Origin of the sequence: Streptomyces zaehneri, from assembly GCF_032248645.1 — a bacterium.
Taxonomy (GTDB): Bacteria; Actinomycetota; Actinomycetes; order Streptomycetales; family Streptomycetaceae; genus Streptomyces; species Streptomyces coriariae.
Genome location: NZ_JASTTJ010000010.1, coordinates 126,833 through 151,274 on the forward strand (window position 1 = coordinate 126,833; position 24,442 = coordinate 151,274).

General features: G+C 71.4%; 22 protein-coding genes and 7 tRNA genes. 19 read left to right on the forward strand and 10 right to left on the reverse strand.

Annotation, left to right across the window (positions count from 1 at the left end; translation table 11 throughout):
* Positions 1 to 274 precede the first annotated feature (274 nt).
* Positions 275 to 1,210 carry a phosphotransferase family protein gene (locus QQM72_RS18650; protein WP_314222002.1) on the forward strand — a complete coding sequence of 312 codons (936 nt, stop codon included), beginning with the start codon at positions 275 to 277 and terminating at the stop codon, positions 1,208 to 1,210.
* A gap of 81 nt (positions 1,211 to 1,291) precedes the next feature.
* Positions 1,292 to 1,591, forward strand: a complete 300-nt coding sequence (locus tag QQM72_RS18655) for a TFIIB-type zinc ribbon-containing protein (protein WP_037735185.1) — start codon at positions 1,292 to 1,294, stop codon at positions 1,589 to 1,591.
* 56 nt (positions 1,592 to 1,647) lie between these two features.
* Here QQM72_RS18655 and QQM72_RS18660 read toward each other — a convergent pair.
* From QQM72_RS18660 to QQM72_RS18680, 5 genes are all read right to left on the reverse strand, one after another.
* A tRNA-Val gene (locus tag QQM72_RS18660) sits at positions 1,648 to 1,719 on the reverse strand.
* Positions 1,720 to 1,753: 34 nt separating this feature from the next.
* Positions 1,754 to 1,825 (reverse strand) — tRNA-Val (locus QQM72_RS18665).
* A gap of 26 nt (positions 1,826 to 1,851) precedes the next feature.
* Positions 1,852 to 1,923: transfer RNA gene (locus QQM72_RS18670), tRNA-Val, on the reverse strand.
* Position 1,924: 1 nt separating this feature from the next.
* Positions 1,925 to 1,998, reverse strand: a tRNA-Cys gene (locus tag QQM72_RS18675).
* Between the two features lie 38 nt (positions 1,999 to 2,036).
* Positions 2,037 to 2,109: transfer RNA gene (locus QQM72_RS18680), tRNA-Gly, on the reverse strand.
* 189 nt (positions 2,110 to 2,298) lie between these two features.
* Between QQM72_RS18680 and QQM72_RS18685 the strand changes: the two genes are divergently transcribed.
* From QQM72_RS18685 to QQM72_RS18695, 3 genes are all read left to right on the forward strand, one after another.
* Positions 2,299 to 3,351 (forward strand): chorismate-binding protein, encoded by a 1,053-nt coding sequence (locus tag QQM72_RS18685; RefSeq protein WP_314222003.1) that lies wholly within the window; start codon positions 2,299 to 2,301, stop codon positions 3,349 to 3,351.
* Entirely contained in the window at positions 3,348 to 4,169 is an 822-nt protein-coding gene (locus QQM72_RS18690) for an aminotransferase class IV (protein ID WP_314222004.1), read from the forward strand. The genes QQM72_RS18685 and QQM72_RS18690 overlap by 4 nt, the downstream gene beginning before the upstream one ends.
* 93 nt (positions 4,170 to 4,262) lie before the next feature.
* The gene (locus tag QQM72_RS18695) at positions 4,263 to 5,087 is read left to right on the forward strand and encodes a GNAT family N-acetyltransferase (protein WP_314222005.1); all 825 of its coding nucleotides are present in this window, start codon (positions 4,263 to 4,265) and stop codon (positions 5,085 to 5,087) included.
* Positions 5,088 to 5,109: 22 nt separating this feature from the next.
* On the opposite strand, the gene QQM72_RS18700 is transcribed toward QQM72_RS18695, so the two are convergent.
* Positions 5,110 to 5,658: a DsbA family protein gene (locus QQM72_RS18700; RefSeq protein ID WP_314222006.1), complete on the reverse strand. Its 549-nt coding sequence runs from the start codon at positions 5,656 to 5,658 to the stop codon at positions 5,110 to 5,112.
* A gap of 280 nt (positions 5,659 to 5,938) precedes the next feature.
* Between QQM72_RS18700 and QQM72_RS18705 the strand changes: the two genes are divergently transcribed.
* Positions 5,939 to 6,385 (forward strand): hypothetical protein, encoded by a 447-nt coding sequence (locus tag QQM72_RS18705; RefSeq protein ID WP_314222007.1) that lies wholly within the window; start codon positions 5,939 to 5,941, stop codon positions 6,383 to 6,385.
* 181 nt (positions 6,386 to 6,566) lie between these two features.
* Positions 6,567 to 6,719, forward strand: coding sequence for a hypothetical protein (locus tag QQM72_RS18710; protein ID WP_020128804.1), 153 nt, complete (start codon positions 6,567 to 6,569; stop codon positions 6,717 to 6,719).
* A gap of 200 nt (positions 6,720 to 6,919) precedes the next feature.
* Here QQM72_RS18710 and QQM72_RS18715 read toward each other — a convergent pair whose 3' ends face one another.
* Complete coding sequence (locus QQM72_RS18715) at positions 6,920 to 7,480, reverse strand: CGNR zinc finger domain-containing protein (protein ID WP_267020867.1); 561 nt, start codon at positions 7,478 to 7,480, stop codon at positions 6,920 to 6,922.
* Positions 7,481 to 7,754: 274 nt separating this feature from the next.
* Complete coding sequence (locus QQM72_RS18720; protein ID WP_004002642.1) at positions 7,755 to 8,168, reverse strand: SsgA family sporulation/cell division regulator; 414 nt, start codon at positions 8,166 to 8,168, stop codon at positions 7,755 to 7,757.
* Between the two features lie 191 nt (positions 8,169 to 8,359).
* Between QQM72_RS18720 and QQM72_RS18725 the strand changes: the two genes are divergently transcribed.
* The 7 genes from QQM72_RS18725 to QQM72_RS18755 all read left to right on the forward strand — a co-directional run bounded on the left by QQM72_RS18725 (position 8,360) and on the right by QQM72_RS18755 (position 16,540).
* The gene (locus tag QQM72_RS18725; RefSeq protein ID WP_314222008.1) at positions 8,360 to 8,821 is read left to right on the forward strand and encodes a TIGR02611 family protein; all 462 of its coding nucleotides are present in this window, start codon (positions 8,360 to 8,362) and stop codon (positions 8,819 to 8,821) included.
* Positions 8,822 to 8,899: 78 nt separating this feature from the next.
* Positions 8,900 to 8,971, forward strand: a tRNA-Val gene (locus QQM72_RS18730).
* 988 nt (positions 8,972 to 9,959) lie between these two features.
* The gene (locus QQM72_RS18735) at positions 9,960 to 11,249 is read left to right on the forward strand and encodes an ABC transporter substrate-binding protein (protein WP_314222009.1); all 1,290 of its coding nucleotides are present in this window, start codon (positions 9,960 to 9,962) and stop codon (positions 11,247 to 11,249) included.
* Between the two features lie 14 nt (positions 11,250 to 11,263).
* The gene (locus QQM72_RS18740) at positions 11,264 to 12,220 is read left to right on the forward strand and encodes a carbohydrate ABC transporter permease (RefSeq protein ID WP_314222010.1); all 957 of its coding nucleotides are present in this window, start codon (positions 11,264 to 11,266) and stop codon (positions 12,218 to 12,220) included.
* Positions 12,217 to 13,092 (forward strand): carbohydrate ABC transporter permease, encoded by an 876-nt coding sequence (locus QQM72_RS18745; RefSeq protein WP_314222011.1) that lies wholly within the window; start codon positions 12,217 to 12,219, stop codon positions 13,090 to 13,092. The genes QQM72_RS18740 and QQM72_RS18745 overlap by 4 nt, the downstream gene beginning before the upstream one ends.
* 10 nt (positions 13,093 to 13,102) lie before the next feature.
* Positions 13,103 to 13,702, forward strand: a complete 600-nt coding sequence (locus QQM72_RS18750) for a hypothetical protein (RefSeq protein ID WP_314222012.1) — start codon at positions 13,103 to 13,105, stop codon at positions 13,700 to 13,702.
* Positions 13,703 to 13,804: 102 nt separating this feature from the next.
* On the forward strand, positions 13,805 to 16,540 hold the full coding sequence (locus tag QQM72_RS18755) for an exo-rhamnogalacturonan lyase family protein (RefSeq protein ID WP_314222013.1): 2,736 nt from the start codon (positions 13,805 to 13,807) through the stop codon (positions 16,538 to 16,540).
* Between the two features lie 7 nt (positions 16,541 to 16,547).
* On the opposite strand, the gene QQM72_RS18760 is transcribed toward QQM72_RS18755, so the two are convergent.
* Positions 16,548 to 18,983 (reverse strand): SCO7613 C-terminal domain-containing membrane protein, encoded by a 2,436-nt coding sequence (locus QQM72_RS18760; protein ID WP_314222014.1) that lies wholly within the window; start codon positions 18,981 to 18,983, stop codon positions 16,548 to 16,550.
* A gap of 66 nt (positions 18,984 to 19,049) precedes the next feature.
* Here QQM72_RS18760 and QQM72_RS18765 point away from each other — a divergent pair, with 66 nt between their 5' ends.
* Together QQM72_RS18765 and QQM72_RS18770 are read left to right on the forward strand one after the other, a co-directional pair.
* On the forward strand, positions 19,050 to 19,496 hold the full coding sequence (locus tag QQM72_RS18765) for an SRPBCC family protein (protein ID WP_314222015.1): 447 nt from the start codon (positions 19,050 to 19,052) through the stop codon (positions 19,494 to 19,496).
* A 39-nt stretch (positions 19,497 to 19,535) separates the two neighbouring features.
* A tRNA-Val gene (locus QQM72_RS18770) sits at positions 19,536 to 19,607 on the forward strand.
* Positions 19,608 to 19,663: 56 nt separating this feature from the next.
* Here QQM72_RS18770 and QQM72_RS18775 read toward each other — a convergent pair.
* Positions 19,664 to 20,389, reverse strand: a complete 726-nt coding sequence (locus QQM72_RS18775) for a 3'-5' exonuclease (protein ID WP_314222016.1) — start codon at positions 20,387 to 20,389, stop codon at positions 19,664 to 19,666.
* Positions 20,390 to 20,557: 168 nt separating this feature from the next.
* On the opposite strand from QQM72_RS18775, the gene QQM72_RS18780 reads away from it, so the two are divergent.
* The 3 genes from QQM72_RS18780 (at position 20,558) to thrS (ending at position 24,423) form a co-directional block, all read left to right on the forward strand.
* The gene (locus QQM72_RS18780; protein WP_057606934.1) at positions 20,558 to 21,124 is read left to right on the forward strand and encodes a DUF4365 domain-containing protein; all 567 of its coding nucleotides are present in this window, start codon (positions 20,558 to 20,560) and stop codon (positions 21,122 to 21,124) included.
* Positions 21,121 to 22,356 (forward strand): hypothetical protein, encoded by a 1,236-nt coding sequence (locus tag QQM72_RS18785; RefSeq protein WP_314222017.1) that lies wholly within the window; start codon positions 21,121 to 21,123, stop codon positions 22,354 to 22,356. The genes QQM72_RS18780 and QQM72_RS18785 overlap by 4 nt, the downstream gene beginning before the upstream one ends.
* A 90-nt stretch (positions 22,357 to 22,446) precedes the next feature.
* Complete coding sequence (thrS, locus tag QQM72_RS18790) at positions 22,447 to 24,423, forward strand: threonine--tRNA ligase (RefSeq protein WP_314222018.1); 1,977 nt, start codon at positions 22,447 to 22,449, stop codon at positions 24,421 to 24,423.
* Positions 24,424 to 24,442: the final 19 nt, after the last annotated feature.

Here is a 24,442-nt window from a genome sequence, read left to right on the forward strand (position 1 = left end):
CCCAGGCCCGGAAGAGCGGTTCGGGCGGGGACATCCACCCATGAAACCCCGTGGGGACGGGGGTGCGGCGGACGGCAAAAAATGCAGGCGCAGCTGGGGAGCTGCGCCTGCATTGCTTTTCCCGGCGGCCCACTACGCCTTCTCCGGCGCCGGCGTCTCCTCTCCCGGCCGATCGCGTCCGGGATGCTCCGCGACTCCGATGGCTCCGCGACTTCGGTGACCCCGGCTGCGTACCCTCGCGGGAGGACCCGCACGCCGCCGCCCAGGGAGCCCCGTGACCGCGCACCCCCTGCTCACCGAGCTCTCCCGCCGTGCCGGAGCCAAGGCGCACGAGACCACACCGGCCTGTCCCTGTGGCGCGGCCACCCTCGCCGACCGCCCCGACGCCACCGTCGTCCGGCATGCCGACACCGTCGCGAAGGCGCACGCCCCCGGCACCGACCCGGCCGGACTGACCCCGCGCCTCGCCCTCGCCGCCAGTCTCCCCGACGTCCTCCTCGCGCCGCTCGCACCGGCTCCGGTCGCGCTCCACGGCCGTCTGGTGACCTTCTGGCCCTACGGCACCCCGGTGGACCCGGACGATCCCGACCTGGCCCCCTGGGAGGCCGCGGGCACCCTGCTCGCCCGGCTGCACCGCACCCCCGCTCCGGCCGCGCTTCCGGAGATGCGCGGTCCCGTCAAGGCCGCCCACGCCGTGGCCCGCCTCCGCGCGGCCGGACCGCACCCCGCCGTCGCCCCCGTCCTGGGCGCCTGGCACGCGCTGCCCGCCTGGGCCCGCGCCGAAGCCCCCATGCCCGACACCGGCTCCCTCTGCCACGGCGACCTCCACCTCGGCCAGCTCGTCCGCCACCCGGCACCCGACGGGCCCTGGCGCCTGATCGACGTCGACGATCTCGGCGTCGGCGTTCCGGCCTGGGATCTCGCCCGCCCCGCCGCCTGGTACGCCTGCGGTCTCCTCCCGCCCGAGGAGTGGACCCGCTTCCTCGCCGCCTACCGCGCCCGGGGCGGGCCCGCGGTCCCGGTGGACGGCGACCCCTGGTCCGCCCTCGACGTCCCGGCGCGCGCACTCACCGTGCAGACCGCGGCACGTTCTGTCACGAAGTCGCTGGCGCAGGGGCGGGCGCTGGACGAGGTCGAGCAGTGCCTGGTCGACGCCTGTGCCCGAATGGGTTCCGTCCCCCCGCAGTTGACGGCCGACCGGGCGAAGTAGGGTGCAACCGACCGCAGCCGGACAGTGTCTGTCCTGGCGGTACGCGAAACAGCACCGACCGGCGAGGAGTTGAGCCGAACCATGCAGTGCCCGAAGTGTCACGCTCAGATGCACACGTACAACCGCAACGGCGTCCAGATCGAACAGTGCAGCAACTGCCGCGGGATCTTCCTCGACTACGGCGAGCTCGAGGCGCTGACCCGCCTGGAGTCCCAGTGGTCCCAGCCGGGCCCGCCCCCGCCGGCCGCCCCGCAGGCGTACCCGCAGGCCGCCCCGGCCGCGCCTGCCTGGGGTGCCCCGCAGGGCGGCGCCCACTACGGCGGCCACCACGGCGGGCATCACCGCCAGAAGGGCTTCGGCCGGATGCTGTTCTCCAGCTGAACCGGAACCCGCAAGAAACCCCCGACCGCGAAGGCGGCCGGGGGCTTCTTGATGTGTGGACGATACTGGGATTGAACCAGTGACCTCTTCCGTGTCAGGGAAGCGCTCTCCCGCTGAGCTAATCGTCCTCGGGACCACGACCCGAGGGGCGTGTGCGGTGCGTGCGCGATACTGGGATTGAACCAGTGACCTCTTCCGTGTCAGGGAAGCGCTCTCCCGCTGAGCTAATCGCGCGGGTTCGGATCTTCGAACAGATCCAGTGGACGATACTGGGATTGAACCAGTGACCTCTTCCGTGTCAGGGAAGCGCTCTCCCGCTGAGCTAATCGTCCTTGGAGGTGGAGACGGGATTTGAACCCGTGTAGACGGCTTTGCAGGCCGTTGCCTCGCCTCTCGGCCACTCCACCAGGAGTGTAGGGGACCGGGAAGACCCCTTGTTCCTTCGAGCGGACGACGAGGCTCGAACTCGCGACCTCAACCTTGGCAAGGTTGCGCTCTACCAACTGAGCTACGTCCGCTTGTCGTTTCGGTCGGCTCTCGCGTCCCGGCGACGTGTTGAACTCTAGCGGATTCCCGGGCCAGTACAAAAACGCGTTTGTGCAGCGTGCTGCGCTGTGTCTGCTCGCCGACCTGGTCAGGGCCCCCGGCCGGGACATGCGGGACATGCCCGGACCACCTCTCGAGCGACCCGCCATACACTCGACCACGTGCTCGACCTCCCTCCTCTCGCCCGTTTCGGCACCCGAGTCGCCACCGGCCTCCTCGATGTGACCAGCGATCCGGCCGCCCTCGAAGCCGCCGGATTCTGGGCCGTCTGCGCCGACTTCGAGGGCCGTCCGGTCTGTGCGCGCTTCGCCGACGTGCGCGAGGAGCCGGTGCCCGCTCCCGTGCAGGGGGCGTGGCGAGGGCCCTCGGCCGGTGACTGGACGTCGTCCCTCGACCGCGCCGCGTACACGGCGGGTGTGCGCCGCATCCGGGAGCACATCGCCGCCGGCCAGGTGTACCAGGCCAACCTCTGCCGGGTCCTGACCGCGCCGGTCGCGCCCGACGCCGACGTGGACGCGCTGACCGCCCTGCTGGCCCGGGGCAACCCGGCGCCCTACGCAGGAACGATTCGTCTCCCGGCGCACGGCATAGAGACGGCCACCGCGTCGCCCGAACTCTTCCTGCGCCGTGCCGGCCGGGTCGTCGAGTCCGGGCCGATCAAGGGCACCGGACGCACCGAGGCGGACCTCCTGGAGAAGGACTACGCCGAGAACGTGATGATCGTGGACCTCGTCCGCAACGACCTCGGTCAGGTCTGCGCCACCGGCAGCGTGACCGTCCCCGACCTGTGCGCCGTGGAGAAGCACCCGGGTCTGGTCCACCTGGTGTCCACGGTCCGCGGCGAGTTGCGCGACGGCGCCGGCTGGCCGGAGCTGCTCGACTCCGCCTTCCCGCCCGGCTCGGTCACCGGCGCCCCCAAGTCCAGCGCCCTGCGGATCATCGACGCGCTGGAGACGGCGCCGCGCGGCCCGTACTGCGGCGGCATCGGCTGGGTCGACGCCGACCGGGGGACCGGCGAGCTGGCGGTCGGCATCCGCACCTTCTGGATCGACCGGGCTCCCGGGGGCGCGACGGTGCTGCGCTTCGGCACCGGTGCGGGCATCACCTGGGGCTCGGACCCGGAGGCCGAGTGGGAGGAGACCGAGCTGAAGGCCTCCCGACTGCTCGCGGTAGCGTCGGGAACGTACGAGGCCGAAGGAGAGGGACTGACGTGAAGATCTGGCTCGACGGCGGGCTGCTGGACACCGAGTCCGCCCGCGTCTCCGTCTTCGACCACGGACTGACCGTGGGCGACGGAATTTTCGAGACGGTGAAGGCGGTGGACGGCGTCACGTTCGCGCTGACCCGCCATCTCGACCGGCTGACCCGCTCCGCGCGCGGTCTCGGTCTGCCGGACCCCGACCACGACGAGGTCCGCCGCGCCTGCGCCGCCGTCCTCGAGGCCAACCCGATGCCGCTCGGCCGGCTGCGCATCACCTACACCGGCGGCCACGGCCCGCTCGGCTCCGACCGCGGCGAACACGGCCCCACCCTCGTCGTCGCCCTGGGGGAGACCACCCGGCGCGCCGATTCCACGGCCGTCGTCACGGTCCCCTGGACGCGCAACGAACGCGGCGCGCTCACCGGACTGAAGACGACCTCGTACGCCGAGAACGTCGTCGCCCTGGCCCGCGCCCACCGGCACGGCGCCACCGAGGCGCTGTTCGCCAACACGGTCGGGCAGCTCTGCGAGGGCACCGGGTCCAACGTGTTCGTCGTCCTGGACGGAGAGATCCACACCCCGCCGCTCGCCTCCGGCTGCCTCGCGGGAATCACGCGGGAGCTGACCGCCGAGTGGACCGGCGCCAAGGAGACCGACCTGCCGCTGGACGTGCTGGAGCGCGCCGAGGAGGTCTTCCTCACCTCCACGCTGCGGGACGTCCAGGCCGTGCACCGCGTCGACGACCGCGAACTGCCGGGCGCGCCGGGGCCGGTGACCGCCAAGGCGATGCGGATCTTCGCCGAGCGCGCCGCCGACGACCTCGACCCGTAGGGCGCGTACCGAACCCCCGACGTCCCGCACCGGAACCACAAGGCCCGGGAAAACAGGCTGACGTTGCTCGCCGGGGCGGGTAGAAAGCCCCTGATGACCACGACCCTGCGGCCGACCGAGCCGCTTCAGCACGCCGCCGACGGGGCACTGTCACGCCACTACCAGGTGTGCGTGAACAGCCGTCCCGTCGGAGCGGTCCGCCTCTCGACGTCCCCCGTGTTCGGCCCCCGCGTCGCCCGGATCGACGACCTGCGCATCGAGGAACCTGACCGCGGGCGCGGGCGCGGCACGGTGGCCGCGCTGGCCGCCGAGGAGGTGGCCAGGGGATGGGGCTGCAGGCGGATCGAGGTCAGGGTGCCCGCCGACGCGGGGACCGCGCTGCGGTTGGCGGTGGCGCTCGGCTACGTCCACCGCAACCGCGGCATGGAGAAGGTCCTGGGCGCCACCGCTCCCCGGCTGCCCGAGGGCACCCGGGGCAGGTCCATGGCGGAGGCCGAGTACCTGCCCTGGTACGAGCACGGCGTCGCGTCCTACGCCCAGGACTGGGCGGATCGCGGGGTGCCCGAGGACGAGGCGTCGGCCAGGTCGCGGCGGGACTACGAAGTACTGCTGCCGCAGGGCATGGCGACGGAGAACATGCTGTTCAGCGTTCTGGAGCAGGAGGGCACCCGGGTCGGCACGCTCTGGGTGGCGTTCGTCCGTGACAAGGCGTTCGTGTACGACGTCGAGACCGACGAGGCCTTCCGCGGCCGGGGCCACGGACGTTCCCTGATGCTGCTGGCCGAGGCCCAGGCGATCGCGGCGGACCAGCGCGTTCTCGCTCTCAACGTCTTCGCCGGCAACACCCCGGCCGAGCGGCTCTACGAGTCGCTCGGCTATCTGCCCGTGGGTTACTCGATGTGCAAGGACCTGCTCTGAACCGGGGCGCGCGGAGCCCGGCTCAGGACTGTTCGGCGAGCAGCCGGTCGGCGATCTCCTCGATGCGCTCGCGCAGCCCGTCCTGGCTCTTGCCGCCGTCGAGACGTTCGCCGCCGATGACGTAGGTCGGGGTGCCGGTGATGCCGATCGCCTTGCCCTCGGCCTGGTCGGCGTCCACGATCAGGATGTGCCGTCCGTCGATCAGGGCGGTGTCGAACTCCTCGGCGTCTAGCCCGAGTTCACCGGCGACCTCGACCAGGAAGGGTTCTCCCCCGCGGTCCAGCTCCTCGACCCGGGCCAGCACGGCCTCGACGTAGGGCCATCCCCGCCCCTGCTCCAGGGCCTCCTCCGCGGCCTGCGCGGCGGCGAAGGCGTGCTTGTGCTTCTCCAGCGGGAAGTGCCGAAGCCGCAGCTCCAGCCGGTCGCCGTACCGCTCGCGCAGGGCACGCAGGTCGTCGAGGGCGCCGCGGCAGTCCGGGCACTGTAGCTCGCACCAGACGTCGAGGACGACGGCGGGACGGGCGGCCGCCGGGCCTGGGGCGGCGGCGGAGGTCGGGGACGAGTCGTTCATGACGCCAGTCTTCCAGTCACCGCCCGGCCGCCCCAATCCGGACCACCCGTCGCCCGGACACGGCGCTCCCGCCCGGACCGAGGGACGCGCCGGTCCGGAGGGACGCGCCGGTCCGGCACCTGCGGAGGAGCCGACCCGGAGATGTCCCTGATGTCCGGCCGGAGCATGGCCCGAGGGCGGTACGCAGGTGCAGGATGGAAGGGACGAGGCGCGGGCCGCCGGCCGCGGCGCCGAGTCGATGTGAATCCCCGCCCGAGTGAGCCCACGCCTGGAGGACCGGATGATTGCCGAGACCGTCTGTTCCGTCGCCGCCGTGGCCGGTCTCGGCATCGCGGTGGTCACCGCCTATCGCAAGCGCTTCCTGGCGGCCGCCCGCATCGCCGCCTACGCCCTGGTGCCGCTGGGCCTCGTGATGACCGGCGTCGTCGAATGGGCCGCAGACACCGCCTTCAGCCCGACGGCTTGGGCGGGCTTCGCCGTGCTCGGCGGGGCCTGGGCCCTGTTCGCCACCACCCGCACCGTGGAGCGCCGTCGCGGCGGCACCCGCAAGGAGCGCAGAGCGGCGGCCCGCTCCGCGCGGGCCGAGGCGGTGGCTCCCGCCGCCTCCGCGCCCTCCCTGGGCCAGGCCTCCCGCCCGGCGTCCCGTCCCGCGGCCGCACCCCGCTCGACCGGCGGCGCCGACGACTTCAGCGACATCGAGGCCATCCTGAAGAAGCACGGCATATGAGCCGGGGCCGATGAACCCCTGGCCACAGGGTGGCCCGGGTGTTTGAAACGACACAGTCGGCCTGCCCGTGCGCGGAAGTGATCACGGCACGACAGCGACGTCACGGAATACGGCGCACTCCCGCTCATTCCGGGCGCGTGATCGCGCGAGGGGCGTCACCTGCGTCATCATCGCCCGCGAGATGCTGGACACGACACAGAGCGACGCCGCGCCGCCGCAGGACGAGCCGCGCGGGTGCCTCTTCGCCCTTTCCCAGCCACCGCTGATGATCTTTCTTGCGGTGATCGGGTGTCTGCTGCTCATGGCTTCGCTGCATGATCTGCTGCTGCTCTGAGCCGTACCCGCGGTCCCCGGCGTCACCCGCCGGGGCCGCGTCGGCATCGAACGACGTCGAGGAACGCCCGAGGGACTTCCAGGGACTTCCAGGGACGGTTTGGGGCACCTACGGGACGTCGAGGGACGGCTTGGGGCATCCACCGGCGCCAACGGACGTCGAGGAACCGCGAGAGGGACCCCGCCCGGTGAGGCGGGCCTTCAGCCCGCCGCCTCCTTGCGACGCGCCCGGTAGGCGGCCACGTGCAGGCGGTTGCCGCAGGTGCGGCTGTCGCAGTACCGGCGGGAGCGATTGCGGGAGAGGTCGACGAAGGCGCGCCGGCAGTCCGGGGCCTCACAGCGGCGGAGCCGCTCCTGCTCCCCGGCCACCACGAAGAACGCCAGGGCCATACCGCAGTCGGCCGCCAGATGGTCGGCGACGGAGGCGCCGGGTGCGAAGTAGTGCACATGCCAGTCGTAGCCGTCGTGATCCGTGAGGCGTGGTGTGGTGCCCGCGGCGGCGACCAGCTCGTTGATCAGTCCGGCGGCGGTCCGCGGGTCCGAAGCCGCGAAGATCCCGGCGAACCGCCCACGGATCTTGCGCACCGCGGACAGGTCGAACTCGGACAGCACGCCGACGTCACTGATCTCGTGCTTTCGTACGAAGTCCGCGAGGGCGGCGACATCCGGCAGCGCGTCCGGAGTCGTGTCGTCCTCCGGTGCGGTGTTCACCAGTTCCACCACGGCATCGAGCGCACACCGGGTGTCGTGGGTGATCAGCACATTTCGCTCCCTGGCCTAGGGTCGGGCGAGCGCCCGCCGATGCTGGCCGATGGTAGCCGTACCGGGCCGCCGAGCAACGGTCACTCGGTGACCGGATCCCGGACGTCCGGCGTCGGGAGGCCGGGGGAGCCGCGCCCGGACGTGGCGCGCGCACGCCGACGCCGCCCCACGGGGGACCCGTGGCACGGCGTCGGCGCAATGCCCTATTCGGTTGTCCTGGCCCGAGCCGTCTCCCCGAGTGGACGGCGCCGGGCAGCTCGGTGTGAGCCTCGCCCTAGCTCTCCGCCAGGATGTGCGAGAGCTCCTGATCGAGATCGAAGTGCCGGTGTTCCGTGCCAGGAGGCACGGCGGCGTCCGTCCGCTTCAGGAAGGACTCCAGAGCCCGCGCAGGGGCTTCGAGCAGGGCTTCGCCCTCTGGAGAGCTCAGGGCGATGCATACGACGCCCTGACCGTGACTGCGCGACGGCCAGACACGGACGTCGCCGGTGCCCGTGGGCCGGTGCAGGCCCTCGGCGAGCAGGTCGCGGGCGAACACCCACTCGACGGTCTCCTCGGCACCGGTGTGGAAGGTGGCGTGCACGGCGTAGGGGTCGGCCGTGTCGTACCGCAGGCCTGCGGGGACAGGCAGGGAGGACTCGCTCGACACAACGAGGCGCAGGTGCAGCTCGCAGCTGACCGTGGTGTTCATAAGCGCCAGGGCCTTTCGCTCAGTGTGCGCTCGGGGATTCGCACGTCGGCGAAATCGACATGCCACCTACGGTGCCGTTGTAAACCCCTCTGAGTGTTTTGCGTGCCTTTACGTAACTCTTCCGGCCGACAGCGCGTTCGCCCGGTACCACCATTCCGGTGACCGGATTCTCTCGGGTAAGGTCGGGCTGTATGAACACGGGGAGTGACGAGTCGGGCGAGGCGGTCGTGGCGGTGGACAGGGCGAAGCCTGGCGATGCGGCGGAGGAGCAGCAGGGCCAGGCGCTCGGCTCCAGGGCGCCCGAATTCGTCAAGGCGCGCCGCATGCTGCACCTGAGCTGGCAGGTCGGGGTCTTCGTGATCGGCCTCGCCGTGGTGGGCGCCGGCATCGTCATGCTGCCGCTGCCCGGTCCCGGCTGGGTGGTGATCTTCGGCGGCATGGCGATCTGGGCGACCGAGTTCGTCTGGGCACAGCTGGTGCTCCGCTGGACCAAGCGCAAGGTCACCGAGGCGGCCCAGCGCGCGCTCGACCCGAAGGTCCGCCGCCGCAACATCACCCTGACCGCGATCGGCCTCGTGATCATCGCCGTCCTGACGGGTGTCTACCTGTGGAAGTTCGGCTTCGAGATGCCCTGGAAGATCAAGGACCAGTGATCCGCCGCGGAGGCGCGGGGGAGGGTCGGCCCTGGTCACAGGCACCCGCTGACATGGGGTAATGTTCTTCCTGCGTCCGGGCGATTAGCTCAGTGGGAGAGCGCTTCGTTCACACCGAAGAGGTCACTGGTTCGAACCCAGTATCGCCCACCCGGAACATCGGCCCGCCTGCGAGGACGCAGGCGGGCCGATGTCGTTCGCGGCGGCAACCGGCGCCTCACCCGCGCCCACGGAGCTCCCTCCGGCCGTCAAGCCCGCACCGTCGCCTCTCTGGCCCTTCGGCCGGGTGCCCCTTCTCCGCCTGTTCGAGCCGGCCGCTCCGCCTCTCGGCCCCTCAGGGCCACGCCGCGTCGCCTCTCCGACCCCGAGCCCGGTGGCGCCCCCTCCAGGCCCCTCCCGGCCCTTCGGGCAGGGCAGCGCGCCTCTCCGGAGGCGGCCCCTGCAATGCCGCCTTCCCGCTTCCTCGGGTCAGGCTGCGCCCCCTCCGCCCCGTCGAGCCCCGGCCGCACCTCCGTCTCCCTCTCCGTCCCGTCGAGCCCCGGCCGCACCTCCGTCTCCCTCTCCGTCCCGTCGAGCCCCGGCCGCACCGCCGCCTCGGTCGCCCAGCGGCGACGAGCCCACGCCCCCAGCCCCCGCCCCCCGCGCCATCCCTCGCCTCGTCCGTCCCGTCCCGCCCCGCTTCCTGCGCCATCCCTCTCGACGGCGGCGACCCGTTGGCCCGCGAACAAGGCGACGGCTCATCGGCGGCCGGGTCGAGTCCTTCCGGCCGAGGTGGACGACGCGGGGAGGCGAGCCGGGTGCCGGGCAGCCTGCCCGTCGACGCCCCGCTCCCTCGTCCCGCCAGGCTCCCGCTCCTCGGGCGACGCCCATTCCCGCAGGCGGATTTCAGCCCCTCGGCGTGATCTTCCGACGACCGGTCGGCGGTTCGGTGATGCGAACAGACCTCTCTCACCTGCGAGTTCGCCCGGTCGGGGAGGCCGCACCAGTCGTGCGGACGCGGTTCGCCGAAGAGGTCGCGTGCAAGAAATTCCTGTCCGAATCATTGACGCTCTCTCAACCCCCTCGTACCTTGTGCCAGCAAGCGCTTTCTTGAAACGATTCATGCAAGCGGCAACGACGCTGCGGGGAGGGCCCGACTGTGGGAACCAGCAGGAATGTTGAGAGGCGAACGATCCTGAAGGCCGCGGGGGCGACGGCGGCCACACTGGGCCTGGCCGCGACCACGGGGTGCGGGGGAGGCGACGGCGCGTCGGCGGACGGGACTGTCACGATCCGTTACGGCTGGTGGGGTGGCGAGCCGCGCACCATCGCCATCAAGAAGTCGATCGCGCTCTTCGAGAAGAAGTACCCGAAGATCAAGATCAAGCCCGAATTCACCGACTACGAGGCGTTCTGGGAGAAGTTCCAGACCCAGGCCTCCGGCGGGAATCCGCCGGACGTTTTCCAGAATTCCGTCACCTTCCTGCGCAAGTACGACAAGCGCGGAGTTCTGATGGATCTCAAGTCGCAGGCGGACGCGGGGAACCTGAGCCTGGAGAACTTCCGCAACGGCGTACTGGCGAACGGTCAGGTGGACGGCAAGCAGATCGGTATTCCGGTCGGCGCCAACACCATGTCGCTCGTCATCGACCTCAAGGCCTTCAAGAACGCGGGCGTCGAGGCGAAGTTCGGGTGGACCTGGGACGAGTACTTCGCCGCGCTGCAGAAGATCCAGGACAAGCTGAAGATCGCCGGTGACACCGGCTACTTCAGCATCATGTACCTCTACGACCTGTACCTGCGCCAGAACGGCAAGGCCTTCTTCACCGACAGCGATCTCGGCTTCACCGAGGACGATGTGACGCAGTGGTGGGCGGACGGCTACAAGCGCGTGAAGTCCGGGCTGGTGGCCGACCCGAAGAAGATCGAGCAGGTCAAGCCGAAGTCCGGTCTCTCGGCGGGCCTCGCGGCGTCCGAGTTCACATGGGACAACTTCTCCATCCGCTACCAGGGCGAGGGCGAGTCGGACTACGGGCTCGCGCCGATCCCCACCACGGACGGCAAGGACACCGGCCAGTACCTCGGTTCGCTGATGCTGAGCGCCTTCTCCGGGACCAAGCACCCTAAGGAAGTGGCCCAGTTCATCGACTTCATGGTCCACGACCCCGAGGTCGGCAAGATCATGGGCTACGACCGCGGCATCCTCTCCACCACGGAGCAGTACGACGCCTTCAAGCCGACCGACCCCAACAACAAGGGCGTCGCGGCCTACGAGGACGAGGTCGCCAAGGCCGGCGTTCTCGGGAAGATCACTCCGCACCCGTCCGGTGCGGACGTCATCGAGGCGGCCTTCCTGCGGATCGGCGGTGAGGTCGCCCAGGGCAAGACCAAGCCGGCCGACGCCGCGAAGGCGCTGTTCAGCGAGGCCAAGGCCGCGTTCGCGGGCTGAGGGGACGTACCACCATGACGCTCGTCAAGGAAGCGCCCGCGCGCCCGGCGCAGGAGCGGTCCGCCGCTCCTGCCGCCGGGCGGCGCGGGCGGCGCCGCGAGAACCTCGCCGGCTATCTCTTCATGTCGCCGTGGATCGCGGGTTTCCTGCTGCTCACGGCGGGGCCGATGATCGCGTCGCTCTACTACGCGTTCACCAGCTACAACCTGTTCACGCCGCCCCGGTGGGTGGGGCTCGACAACTTCACGACGATGTTCCAGGACCCGCGCTGGCAGAAGTCGGTCGAGGTCACCCTGAAGTACGTCGTCGTGGCCACACCGCTGAAGCTGCTCCTCGCGCTCGGAGTGGCGCTGCTGCTCGCGCAGAAGCGGCGGGGACAGGCCCTGTACCGGGCCGCCTTCTACATGCCGTCGCTGATCGGCGCCAGCGTCTCCGTCGGCTTCGTGTGGCGGGCGCTGTTCTCCGACGACGCCGTCGTGGACCGTACGCAGAAGATCTTCGGGATCGACGTCGGCGGCTGGATCGGCAATCCGGACTATGTCCTGTACTCCCTGGTGGCGCTGAGCATCTGGCAGTTCGGCGCGCCGATGGTCATCTTCCTGGCGGGGCTCAAGCAGGTGCCGCAGGAGCTGTACGAGGCCGCCGAGATGGACGGGGCCGGCCCCTTCCGGCGGTTCTGGAACATCACGCTGCCGATGATTTCCCCAGTGCTCTTCTTCAACGTGCTGCTGGAGTCCATCCACGCGTTCCAGGTGTTCGGCTCGGCGTACGTCGTGTCCGACACCCGGTGCGGACCGGCCGACGCCACCCTCGTCTACACCTGTTACCTGTATCAGAAGGGCTTCAAGGAGGCCCAGATGGGCTTCGCCTCCGCGATGGCCTGGACGCTGGTGATCGCGGTGGCGCTCGTCACGGCGGTCCTGTTCTGGTCGCAGAAGAAGTGGGTGCACTACGAGGAGGCCGCCAAGTGACCAGTGCCACCAGCCCCGCCGTGCGTCCCGCGCACGAGCGGCGGCGCATCGGATCCCTCGCCTGGCACGTGGGCGCGGTCCTCGTCCTCGCGGTCGTTCTCTACCCGGTGGTCTGGGTGCTCGGCGCCTCGTTCAAGCCGAGCAAGGACATCATCGCCAGCCTCGACCTGCTGCCCGCCGAGCCGGTCTGGGCGAACTTCTCCGGGCTCGCCGACGGCATCTCCGGCATCTCCATCACCAGCTTCTTCACCAACTCGCTGATGTACGCGGGCCTGGCCGTGGTCGGTGTGGTGCTCTCCAGCTCGCTGACGGCGTACGCCTTCGCCAAGATCCGGTTCGCCGGGCGGAACCTGCTGTTCACCCTGATGATCGGCACCCTGCTGCTGCCCTACCACGTGCTGCTCATCCCGCAGTACGTGCTGTTCCGCAACCTCGGCTACATCGACACGCTCGTGCCGCTGGTCGCGGGCAAGTTCCTGGCCACGGAGGCGTTCTTCGTCTTCCTGATGGTGCAGTTCATGCGCGGGCTGCCGCGCGAGCTGGACGAGGCCGCCAAGCTCGACGGCTGCGGACACCTGAGGACCTACTGGTCCATCGTGCTGCCGCTGAGCCGTCCGGCCATCATCACCAGCGCCATCTTCACCTTCATCAACGCGTGGAACGACTTCATGGGGCCGTTGATCTATCTCAACACCCCTTCCAAGTACACCGTCTCGCTCGGCCTGATGATGTTCCGCGACCAGGAAGGCATCTCCAACTACGGCAGCATGATCGCGATGTCGCTGGTGGCGCTGGTGCCGGTCATCGCCTTCTTCATGGCCTTCCAGCGCTATCTCATCGACGGTATGGCGACCTCCGGACTGAAGGGCTGAGGCGGTCACCATGGCGCAAGCGCGCGTGAAGGCCCGCTCCCGGCGCAGGGAGTCCGTGTTCGGCGAGCGCTTCGCGGTGTTCGCCGAGTGTCTGCTCACCGGAGTGTGGATCGCCGTGGCCTGTCTCGGGGTCGTCACCTACCCCGCGGCCTTCGCCGCCGGCGCGCGGCATCTGCGGCGTCGTACGTCCCATGAGGTCGGTGGCGGACGGGAGTTCGTCGCCGACTTCCGGGCGGCCGTGCGCGGCGGGTGGGTCGTCGGGCTCGCCGGGTGGGCGGTGGCCGCCGCGGTCTGGGTGGACGTCCTGGCCGCGCGCGCCGGGATTCCCGGTGGGCCGCTGGTCGGGGCCGTCGGCCTCCTCGCCCTGCTCGGGCTCGCCGTGGCCCTGCTGCGGGCGGCGGCCGTCTGGGCCCCGGGCCGCGCCTGGCGGGCGCTGCTCGCGCAGGCCGGGCGGCGGACCGTGCTCGATCCCGCCGGTTCCTTCCTGGTCGTCTGCGGGCTGGCCGTCGTCGTCCTGTCCGCCTGGCTCGTCGCGCCGTTGGCGGTCCCCGTCCTCGGGGCCGTCGCGGCGGCCGCCGTCGCCGTCGAGGAGCGCTACCGGCACCGCTGACGGCCGTGTCCTCGCACCAGGCCGGCGCCCCGGGCGCCGCGCCTCTCTCTGTCATGCCCCTGACCACCCCTGCACCCGCACGGAAAGGAAAGGCTGCATCCCATGTCTCCCATCCCCCGTAGGTCCCTCCTCAAGGCGGCCGCCGTCGCCGGAGCCGCCGCCCAGTTCAGCTGGGCCCTGGGCGCCAAGGACGCGCAGGCCGAGCCGAGAGCCGCCGCGGCCGACGCCGATCCCGTGACCCTGGACTGGCTGGAGGACGGCGGCCTCGGCGCCGCCCCCGGCTCCACGCTCGGCGTGCCCTGGCCCATGGGCACCTACCAGGAGGACCAGACCTTCGCGCTGACGGACGCCGACGGCAAGGACGTCCCCGTACAGTCCTGGCCGCTCGCCTACTGGCCGGACGGATCCCTGAAGTGGACGGCGCACGCCGTCGGTTCGGGCTCCGGCAAGCTCACCCTCGCCGCCGGCGCCCCGGCCGCGCCCGCCAGGAAGGTCACCGTCGACAAGAGCGGCGGCACCATCGACGTGTCGACGGGCGTCATCACCGCGAAGATCGGCACGTCGGGCGCCACCCTCATCAAGTCCGTCACCCGTGGCTCCACCGAGATCGCCAAGAACGGCCGACTGGTCCTGATCCGGCAGCCCGAGATCGAGGACGAGGACCAGGGCACCGTCAAGACCGAACGCTTCGAGGGCGCCATCGACGGCGTCACCGTCGAGCAGAGCGGCCCGGTGCGCGCGGTCGTCCGCATCGACGGCAAGCACCGCAAGGGCAGCCGCAGTTGGCTCCCGTTCTCCATCCGCCTGTACTTCTACGCGGGCGCCGACTCCTTCCGCATGGTGCACACCATCACCTACGACGGCAAGCAGGAGCCCGGCAAGGCCTCCGGCGACTTCATCCGGGGGCTGGGCGTCCGCTTCACCGTCCCGATGCGTGACGAGTCCTACGACCGCCACATCCGCATCGGCGGCGAGGGCACCGGTCTGCTGCGCGAGGCCGTCAAGGGCATCACGGGTCTGCGCCGTGACCCCGGCGCGGCGGTGCAGGCGGCCCAGTACGCCGGCCAGAAGCTCCCCGACCCCGCCACCTGGGACCAGCGGGTCACCACCCGCCTCCAGTACATCCCCGAGTGGGGCGACTACACCCTCTCGCAGCTGTCGGCGGACGGCTTCGCGCTGCGCAAGCGCACCAAGAAGGGCTACGGCTGGATCGGCGCCGGCGGCGGCAAGCGGGCCTCCGGCTTCGGATACGTCGGCGGGGCGAGCGGCGGCTTCTCCTTCGGGCTCAGGGACTTCTGGGAGAAGCACCCCGCCCAGCTCGACATCCGTGACGCGCACACCGACGAGGCCGAGGTCACCCTCTGGCTCTGGTCGCCCGAGGCGCAGCCCATGGACCTGCGCTTCTATCACGACGGCATGGGCCAGGACACCTTCCCCGAGCAGCTCGAGGGCCTCAACATCACCTACGAGGACTACGAGCCCGGCTTCGGCACCCCCTACGGCATCGCCCGTACCTCCGAACTCCTCTTCTGGGCCAACGAGTCGACGCCCGCCCCGGAGAAGCTCGCCGAACAGGTCGAGGCGGTCCGGGTGCTGCCCCAGCTCGCCGCCCCGCCCAGGCAGCTCATCAAGGCCAAGGTGTTCGGCCCGGGCCTGTACGCCGAGCCGGACCGCTCCACTCCTGCCAAGGCGAAGATCGAGGACCATCTCGACTTCCTCTTCACCTACTACAAGAACCAGGTGGAGCAGCGCCGTTGGTACGGCTTCTGGGACTACGGCGACATCATGCACACCTATGACACCGTCAGGCACCAGTGGCGGTACGACATCGGCGGCTACGCCTGGGACAACTCCGAGCTGTCACCGGACCTCTGGCTCTGGTTCGCCTACCTGCGCTCCGGCCGCGCGGACATCTTCCGCTTCGCCGAGGCGATGACCCGGCACACCGGCGAGGTGGACGTCTACCACCTCGGCCAGTGGGCTGGCCTGGGCACCCGGCACGGCGTGCAGCACTACGCCGACAGCGCCAAGCAGCAGCGCATCGCCAACACCACCTACCGCCGCTACTACTACTTCCTCACCGCGGACGAACGCGTCGGCGACCTCATGCACGCCAACGTCGACTCCGACGAGACGTTCCTCGCCCTGGACCCGCTGCGCAAGATCCGCACCGAGCCGTACACCCCCGACCGGCACGCCCTGTCGATCGGCTTCGGCACCGACTGGAGCGGCCTGGTGTCGGCGTGGCTGACCGAGTGGGAACGCAAGGGCCCGAAGTGGGAGAAGGCGAAGGCCCGCGTCCTGTCCACCATGGAGACCATCGGCGCCCAGCCCAACGGCTTCGTGCAGGGCAGCGGCCTGTACGACCTCGACACCGGCAGGTTCGCGGTGGCCACGGCCCCGGTCGTCGGCGTCTCGCACCTGTCCGCCGTCTTCGGCCTCAACGAACTGTGCGCCGAACTCATCCACCTGGTCGACATCCCGAAGTTCAAGGAGGCGTACCTCGACTACTGCCGCTACTTCAACGCCACCAAGGCGGAACAGGCGGCGCGCTACGGCAGCAACTTCGGCACCCTGCTGCTCTTCCAGGGCCACTCGCGCCTCGACGCCTACGCCGCCGTCCAGACCGGGGACGAGGTGCTGGCCAAGCGGGCCTGGACGAAGTTCTACAGCTCCGACGGCTACTCGGAGTCCTCGCCGTGGAAGACGGAGCCGCTGAACGGCCCCGCCACCCTGGTCGCGGGTGGCGAGGCCGCCTGGGTGTCCACCAACGACACCGCCCTCTACGGCCTCGCCGCCATCGAGAACCTGGCGCTGCTCGGCGACAAGATGCCCTGACGGACGGCTAGTTCATCCGCCCCAGGACCTCCCGCACCCGCCGGACATCGCGCAGCCGCCGCTCGTACGTCGCACCGAGTGCGAGCAGCAGCAGCCCGGCGAGGGCGGGAGGCACCCAGCGGGGGAGCGCGTCGGTCACCTGGATCAGGTACGGGGCGAGTTCGTGCAGCGTGACCAGGGCGAGCACCGAGCCGCCCAGTACGAGCGGGGCCCGCAGCCGGTAACGGGCGCCCAGCAGGGTGAGCAGCAGTCCGGCCGCGCCCAGCAGCAGCGGGCGCGTCCACTCGACGTCGTTCCAGGCCGTGGCGAGGCTCGGCAGGAGCGTCACGGTGAGACCGGGACCGTACGCCGTCCACGACGACGCGGCCGGGTCGCGGCGTCGGCGCAGGACTCCGACGAGCAGCGCCGGGACCGTGACCGGCAGCGTGTACGCCTCCGGGAGCCCCACCCGCCAGGCCGCCAGCCGGACCCACGCGGCCAGCACGAAGAGGGCGACGGCCGCGTAGCCGACGTCACGGCGGTCCGGACGTACGGCCGTGCCGGCCACGATCACCCCGCACAGCGACAGCACCAGGGCCAGCAGGGGCGGGTCGGCCACCGCGAGACCGATGGCGACGAGCCCGGCGACGGCCCCCGTCACCTCGACCGTCACCGTCGTCACGGAGTCGTCCAGCCGCGCAGCGAGCAGGGCCGCCGCCACCGGGACGACGAGCACCAGCAGCGCGACGATCTCCGGCCGCCAGCCGGCGGACGCGCCCACGGCGCAGGCCAGGGCGGTGGCCCAGCCCAGGGCGGCGGCCGCGGACGCCGGCGTCTGCCGACCGCGCCACGCGGCCACCGCGAACACCACGGTCAGCGACGCGAGAACGCCGAGGGTCGCCGGCTCGGTGGCGAGCGACAGGAAGGCGAGACCGAGCGAGGTGAGCAGGGCGAGCCCGGTGGCCGTCCGCGCGGCCGCTCCCTGAAGCGCCGGCCCTTGAAGCACCGGCGTCAGGAGCGCCGGCACGGTGAGCCCCTGGACCAACAGGCCGACCAGGTAGGGAAGTTCCAGCGCCGTGGGCGTGACGAGCACCGCGGCCCAGGTGAGCGTCAGCGCGGCGGTCAGGGCCTGCGGGCGCCACTCCTCGCCGCGGACCGTCGTGACCAGGACCGCGGCGACCGCGAGGAGGACCAGCGGCACCGTGACGGCGTACGGCGGCCAGAAGGCGTCGACCGTCACCGCGGCACGGGCGTCGGCCGGGGCCCCGGCCCAGACGTGCCGCAGCCACGCCACCGGTCCCAGCAGCGTGACGCCCACCGCGGGCACCGTCCACAGCACCGCACCGGCCTGGACGACACCGGACGCCAGGACGACACCCCGGCGCATCGCCGCCGGGCCCCGCGCGCCGGCCAACAGCGCGATCCCGCAGGCCAGACAGGCCGGCACCACCCAGTCGCCGGGGACCGACACCCGCAGGACACCGCCCAGGCCGGCCACCGCACACAGGGCGCCGGTCGTGGCCATACCCGTCGCGAGCCCCGTCTGCGGCGCGAACCGGGCCACCCCCAGGGCGATCACTGCCGCCAGGAGGAGGAGCGCCGCCGCACGGGCGGCGGCGCTCGGACCGGCCGCTCCCAGGGCGAGCAGACCGGCCGCCAGGACACCCGAGCCGCCCGTGCCGAACGCGCACACCAGGGCGACGACCCGCACCGGCCGCTCGGACACCCGGAGCGCCACCACCGCGTCGAACGCCGTCGTCAGCAGCACCGCGGCCGTGACCGTGCGCGGGCCGCCGCCGAGCGCGATCGTCCAAAGGAACAGGGGGAGTTGGGCCACCGCCAGAGCGGCGGGGCGCGGCAGGCTCAGCGTGGCCGAGCCCGGCAGCGCGGCGAGCGCCGTGCCGTACGCCGCCCACAGCGCCGCCAGCGCCGTCGAAGCCGCCGCCGCGTACGTCGTACCGTCCGCCGCCGTGAACACGACCTCGTGCAGGGCGTAGGCGTCCAGCACGGTCAGCGCGAGGCCGAGGCCGGCCACCGACTCGGCGGTCGAACGCAGCCCCCGCCGCAGCAGTGCCAGGGGCGCGCCGAGCACCGCCAGTGTGACCGCGCCCAGCACCAGGGAGCGGCCGGCGATCCCCAGATGCCCCCAGCTGACCAGCGTGAACACCATCGCCGCGATGGTGAGCAGGATCCCGCCGAGCAGGAGGAGGACGTTCTGCACCCCCGGGGCGGTGGCCTCGGGGCGGGCGGAAGGGCCGGGCTGCGCCGGCGGGCCCGGCCACACCGGCGGGGCCGGCTGTACCGCCTGCTGAAGCATCGTGATCAGCCAGGCGCGGCGGGCCAGCAACTGGGCCCGGCGGGCGTCCAGTTGCCGGAGCTCGCTGTCGAGGAAGCGCAGCTCCTCGGCCGGGGGCGGAAAATACGTCATGTCCCGCAGTGTGGTTCGCGTCACGCCCGACGGCATGAGCGCACGTACTCAGAACGTACTCAATTGCCGTCGGCCCGGCCCCCGTGCGGGCACACTCGGCCTATGTACTGGACCCGTTACCGCTTCCGCAGCCTGTGGGCCCTGCCCGCGCCGCCCGCCCGCGTGTACGACGCGCTGGAGCGGGCCGAGGACTACCCGCGCTGGTGGCGCCAGGTGCGCGAGGTGAACCAGGTCGACGCCTCGACCGGCGTGATCCGCGTCCGCTCGCTCCTCCCGTACGACCTGACCTTCACCGCGCGCGAGGTGCGGCGCGACGCGGCGGCCGGAGTCCTGGAGATCGCGATGACGGGCGACCTCGACGGCTGGGCGCGCTGGACGGTGACCGCCGACGGCTCCGGCACCCTCGCCCGCTACGAGCAGGTGGTCCAGGTCAACAAGCCGCTGCTGCGGCGGTTCGCCGTCCCCGGCCGGCCGGTGTTCCGCCTCAACCACCGGCTGATGATGCGGGCCGGACGGCGCGGCCTGGCCGCGTACCTCGAAGCGGTTTGAAGGAAGCCCGCGAAGACCTGTATTGTTCGGTGCGTTCCCGGGCGATTAGCTCAGTGGGAGAGCGCTTCGTTCACACCGAAGAGGTCACTGGTTCGAACCCAGTATCGCCCACCGGGAAAGGCCGGTCCGCATCACGCGGACCGGCTTTTTTGTGTCGGCGCCCCGGCTCAGGCCGCCGCCGGCAGCTCCGGGCGCAGCGGCCAGGAGGTGTCCACCGTCTCGGGTGTGCCGCTGCGCGCGAACCACGCCTGGAGCCCGCGCGCCTGCGCCGCGTGCCAGGTCGTCTGGAGCGCGTGCAGCTCGGCGGGGGACAGGCGGTCCAGCCGGGCCGCGAACCGTCGGCCCAGCGCCCGGACGACCTCCAGCGCGGCCAGCGCGTCCGCCGCCGCGTCGTGCGCGTCGGCCAGCGTGACGCCGTAGTGCGCGCACAGGTCGGTGAGTGTGCGCCGGCCCTTGCGGTAGCGGTCCAGGTGCTTGTCGAGGACCCGTGGGTCCAGCACCCGCAGCGGCGTCGCGTCCACCCAGTGGCCCAGCGCGGAGGCGCGGTGCCGGCGCAGCTCGCGGTCGAGCAGTGTCAGGTCGAACGGCGCGTTCATCACCACCAGCGGACGTCCCGCGGCCGCCTGTTCGGCGAGCAGCCCGGCTATCTCGAACATCACCGGCGACGGCCAGCGGCCGTTGCGCTGGAGGTGGTCGTCCGTCAGTCCGTGCACTTCCGTCGCCCCGGCCGGCACCGGCACGCCCGGGTTCACCAGCCAGCGGCTCACCCTCGGCCGGGCCCCCGGCGCATCCTGGACGACGAGGGCGGCCGACACGATCCGGTCGGTCTCCACGTCGACGCCCGTCGTCTCCGTGTCAAAGGCGGCCAGAGGCCCCTCGTACCAGTACGTCATACCCACACAACCCCTCGTTCACCCACGGCAGCTGACGCCCCGTCTTCTGCCTGTTTGGTGATACCCGGGCTGTTTGCGACGTACGCCGGAAGGACACAACACGAGTACGGGTCCTCGCAGTTCAGCGACCCGTCACGGGGACTGGCTCTGCGTGGAAGGCTGTTGGTCATGGCGATAGCGCAGCCCGAGCGGGGCGGGCTGCTGCCCGAACGTGAAGGGCTTCATCGCGGCACGCTCGCCACCACCGCCTGTATGGAGACACTCCAGGTGGGCTATCTGCACGCCGTCGCGGCGGCGGCGGGGTGCTCGCTGTCCCAGCCGTTCCCGGACAACGGAATCGACTGGCACGTCAGTCACAGCGCACCCGGGCACACCGTCGACGACGAGGTCACCATCAAGGTGCAGCTCAAGGCGACCTACCAGATCCGGCCCAACCCGCCCGGCCGCTTCTTCTCCTTCACGCTCGACAACGACCATCTGCGCAAACTCGCCCGCACCCCGGTGTCGGTGCACAAGATCCTCGTCGTGATGCTCGTCCCGCGGTCCCAGGACCAGTGGCTGCGCGCCGGCCACGACTGCCTCGAACTGCGGCACTGCTGCTACTGGGTCAATCTCGCCGGCCACCCGATCACCGGCCGGACCCGGACCACCGTGCGGATACCGACCACACGCATCTTCGACGACCGGGCGCTGTGCGAGATCATGACGCGGGCCGGGACGGGAGGCAGACCATGACCCACCGCCCCCTCGACGAGCCACTACGAGCCGTACGGCCGCACCCCGAGGCCCACTGGGACCAGGCCCCCGAGCCCGGCGAGGTCGACCCGGCAGTCCTCGGCGCCCTGCTGCGCAGGCACGGCTGGCAGCGGCGCGGCGGTGCCGCGGGCCGCTACGGCCGCTGGACCCCGCCAGGACCGGGCGGCGGCGGGACCAGCCTGCTCGTGCCCGAGAGCCGGGCCTTCCCCGACAGCGACGACCTGCTCGGCGAGGCGCTGCTCGCGCTGGCCCGCAGCGGCATGCCCTCCGCGCGCGAGGTGCTCGTCGGGCTCGCCGTCCCGAGCGACGAGATCCGCTGGTGGCGGGACACACCGGCCGGGCCCGCCGGGGCCGCGGCCTGGCCCGTCGAGGAACAGCTGCGCGCCGCCGCCCGCCAGATGCTGCTGGCCGGCGCGCTCGCCACACGCGCGCGTGCCGGTTACCACGGTGCCCGGCACCGCCGCGCGGCCTTCGCGATGCTGGAGAGCGTCCTCGTCGGCTCCGCGGCCGGTGGACGCCTTCTGACGGCCTTCGTGCCCGTCGCGGGCGCCCGCCCCCTGGCCGTCCGCCTCCACCAGGCCCTGTACGCGATCCGCGAGGCCATCGACTACCAGCGGGCCACCGGGGGCATGGACGCCTTCGACGGCGCCGTGGAGGCCGGCGCCAGCCGCGAGCTCACCGAGGCGCTGATCACCCTCGTGCGCGGCACCGAGGGCGCCCGGATCGCCGTCGAGTGGGCGCCGACCGCCGGGGTCCCCGAGGCGTGCGCCGCGGGCGGTGAACCGGTCGAGTTCTCGCCCGGCGACCTGTCGGTACTGCGCGAGGCGGGCGCCCGCTATCTCCGCGCGGAGCCCTCCGTGCCGGTGCGGATCACCGGCGCGGTCGTCCGCATGCGCAGGTCGGGGCCGCGCGGCGAGGGCAGCGTACGGCTGCGGGTGCTGGCCGGCGCCGACATCCCGCACGTCCGGCTCACCCTCGACGAGGAGGACTACCGCATCGCCGGGCAGGCCCACCTGGTCGGACTGCCGGTGCGGGTGCAGGGCCGGCTGGAGAGCAGGGGCGGCTTCCGCAGGGTCACGGGCGCCTGCGGGGTGGTACCCGTGCAGGTCGACGAGGCCGAGCGGGACCGGCTGATGAAAGCGATGCGGGGCGGCGCGGGAGCCGCGGACTACTTCGAGGAAGCCTGCGAAGAGGAACAGCCGGGGGACTGATTTCGCGGTCGGCGGGTGCGGGTCGGTACCATCGCCTCTTGCGCGCGCCCAGGGTATGGCGCCGCACCCACCTTCAGTCAGGAGATACCGGTGTCGGACGTCCGTGTGATCATCCAACGCGATTCCGAGCGGGAAGAGCGCATGGTGACGACGGGCACCACGGCCGCCGACCTCTTCGCCGGCGAGCGCTCGATCATCGCCGCGCGCGTGGCCGGCGAGCTCAGGGACCTGTCGTACGTGCTCGTCGACGGCGAGGAGGTCGAGGCCGTCGAGATCTCCTCCACCGACGGTCTGAACATCCTGCGCCACTCCACCGCGCACGTCATGGCCCAGGCCGTGCAGGAGCTCTTCCCCGAGGCCAAGCTGGGCATCGGCCCGCCGGTCAAGGACGGCTTCTACTACGACTTCGACGTCGAGAAGCCGTTCACGCCCGAGGATCTCAAGGCCATCGAGAAGAAGATGCAGGAGATCCAGAAGCGGGGGCAGCGGTTCGCCCGCCGCGTGGTGACCGACGAGGCCGCCCGCGAGGAGCTCGCCGACGAGCCCTACAAGCTCGAGCTCATCGGCATCAAGGGCTCGGCCTCCACCGACGACGGCGCGGACGTCGAGGTCGGCGCCGGCGAGCTGACGATCTACGACAACCTGGACGCCAAGACCGGTGACCTGTGCTGGAAGGACCTCTGCCGCGGTCCCCACCTGCCCACCACCCGCAACATCCCGGCGTTCAAGCTGATGCGCAACGCGGCCGCCTACTGGCGCGGCAGCGAGAAGAACCCCATGCTCCAGCGCATCTACGGCACCGCCTGGCCCTCCAAGGAGGAGCTGAAGGCCCACCTCGACTTCCTCGCCGAGGCCGAGAAGCGCGACCACCGCAAGCTGGGCAGCGAGCTGGACCTCTTCTCGATCCCGGAGCAGATCGGTTCCGGCCTCGCCGTCTTCCATCCCAAGGGCGGCATCATCCGCCGGGTCATGGAGGACTACTCGCGCCGCCGCCACGAGGAGGAGGGCTACGAGTTCGTCTACACCCCGCACGCGACGAAGGGGAAGCTCTTCGAGACCTCGGGCCACCTGGACTGGTACGCCGACGGCATGTACCCGCCCATGCAGCTCGACGAGGGCGTGGACTACTACCTCAAGCCCATGAACTGCCCGATGCACAACCTGATCTTCGACGCGCGTGGCCGCTCCTACCGTGAGCTGCCGCTGCGCCTCTTCGAGTTCGGGACCGTGTACCGGTACGAGAAGTCGGGCGTGGTGCACGGCCTGACCCGCGCGCGCGGCTTCACCCAGGACGACGCGCACATCTACTGCACCCGCGAGCAGATGGCGGAGGAGCTCGACAAGACGCTCACCTTCGTCCTCGGCCTGCTGCGCGACTACGGCCTGACCGACTTCTACCTGGAGCTGTCCACCAAGGACCCGGAGAAGTTCGTCGGCTCCGACGAGGTCTGGGAGGAGGCGACCGAGACGCTGCGCCAGGTCGCCGAGAAGCAGGGCCTCCCGCTCGTGCCCGACCCGGGTGGCGCCGCCTTCTACGGCCCCAAGATCTCCGTCCAGACGAAGGACGCCATCGGCCGCACCTGGCAGATGTCGACCGTCCAGCTCGACTTCAACCTGCCGGAGCGCTTCGACCTCGAGTACACCGGCCCCGACGGCTCGAAGCAGCGCCCGGTGATGATCCACCGCGCCCTCTTCGGCTCGATCGAGCGGTTCTTCGCGGTGCTCCTGGAGCACTACGCGGGCGCCTTCCCGGCGTGGCTGGCCCCCGTCCAGGCCATCGGCATCCCGATCGGCGACGGTCACGTGGAGTACCTGGAGAAGTTCGCCGCGGCCGCGAAGAAGCGGGGCCTGCGGGTGGAGGTGGACTCCTCATCCGACCGGATGCAGAAGAAGATCCGCAACGCCCAGAAGCAGAAGGTGCCCTTCATGGTCATCGCGGGCGACGAGGACATGTCGGGCGGCTCGGTCTCCTTCCGCTACCGCGACGGCTCGCAGGAGAACGGCATCCCGTTCGACGAGGCCATCGCGAAGATCGCGAAGGTCGTCGAGGAGCGGGCGCAGGTCTGACCCTGTCGTGCGCGGGCCC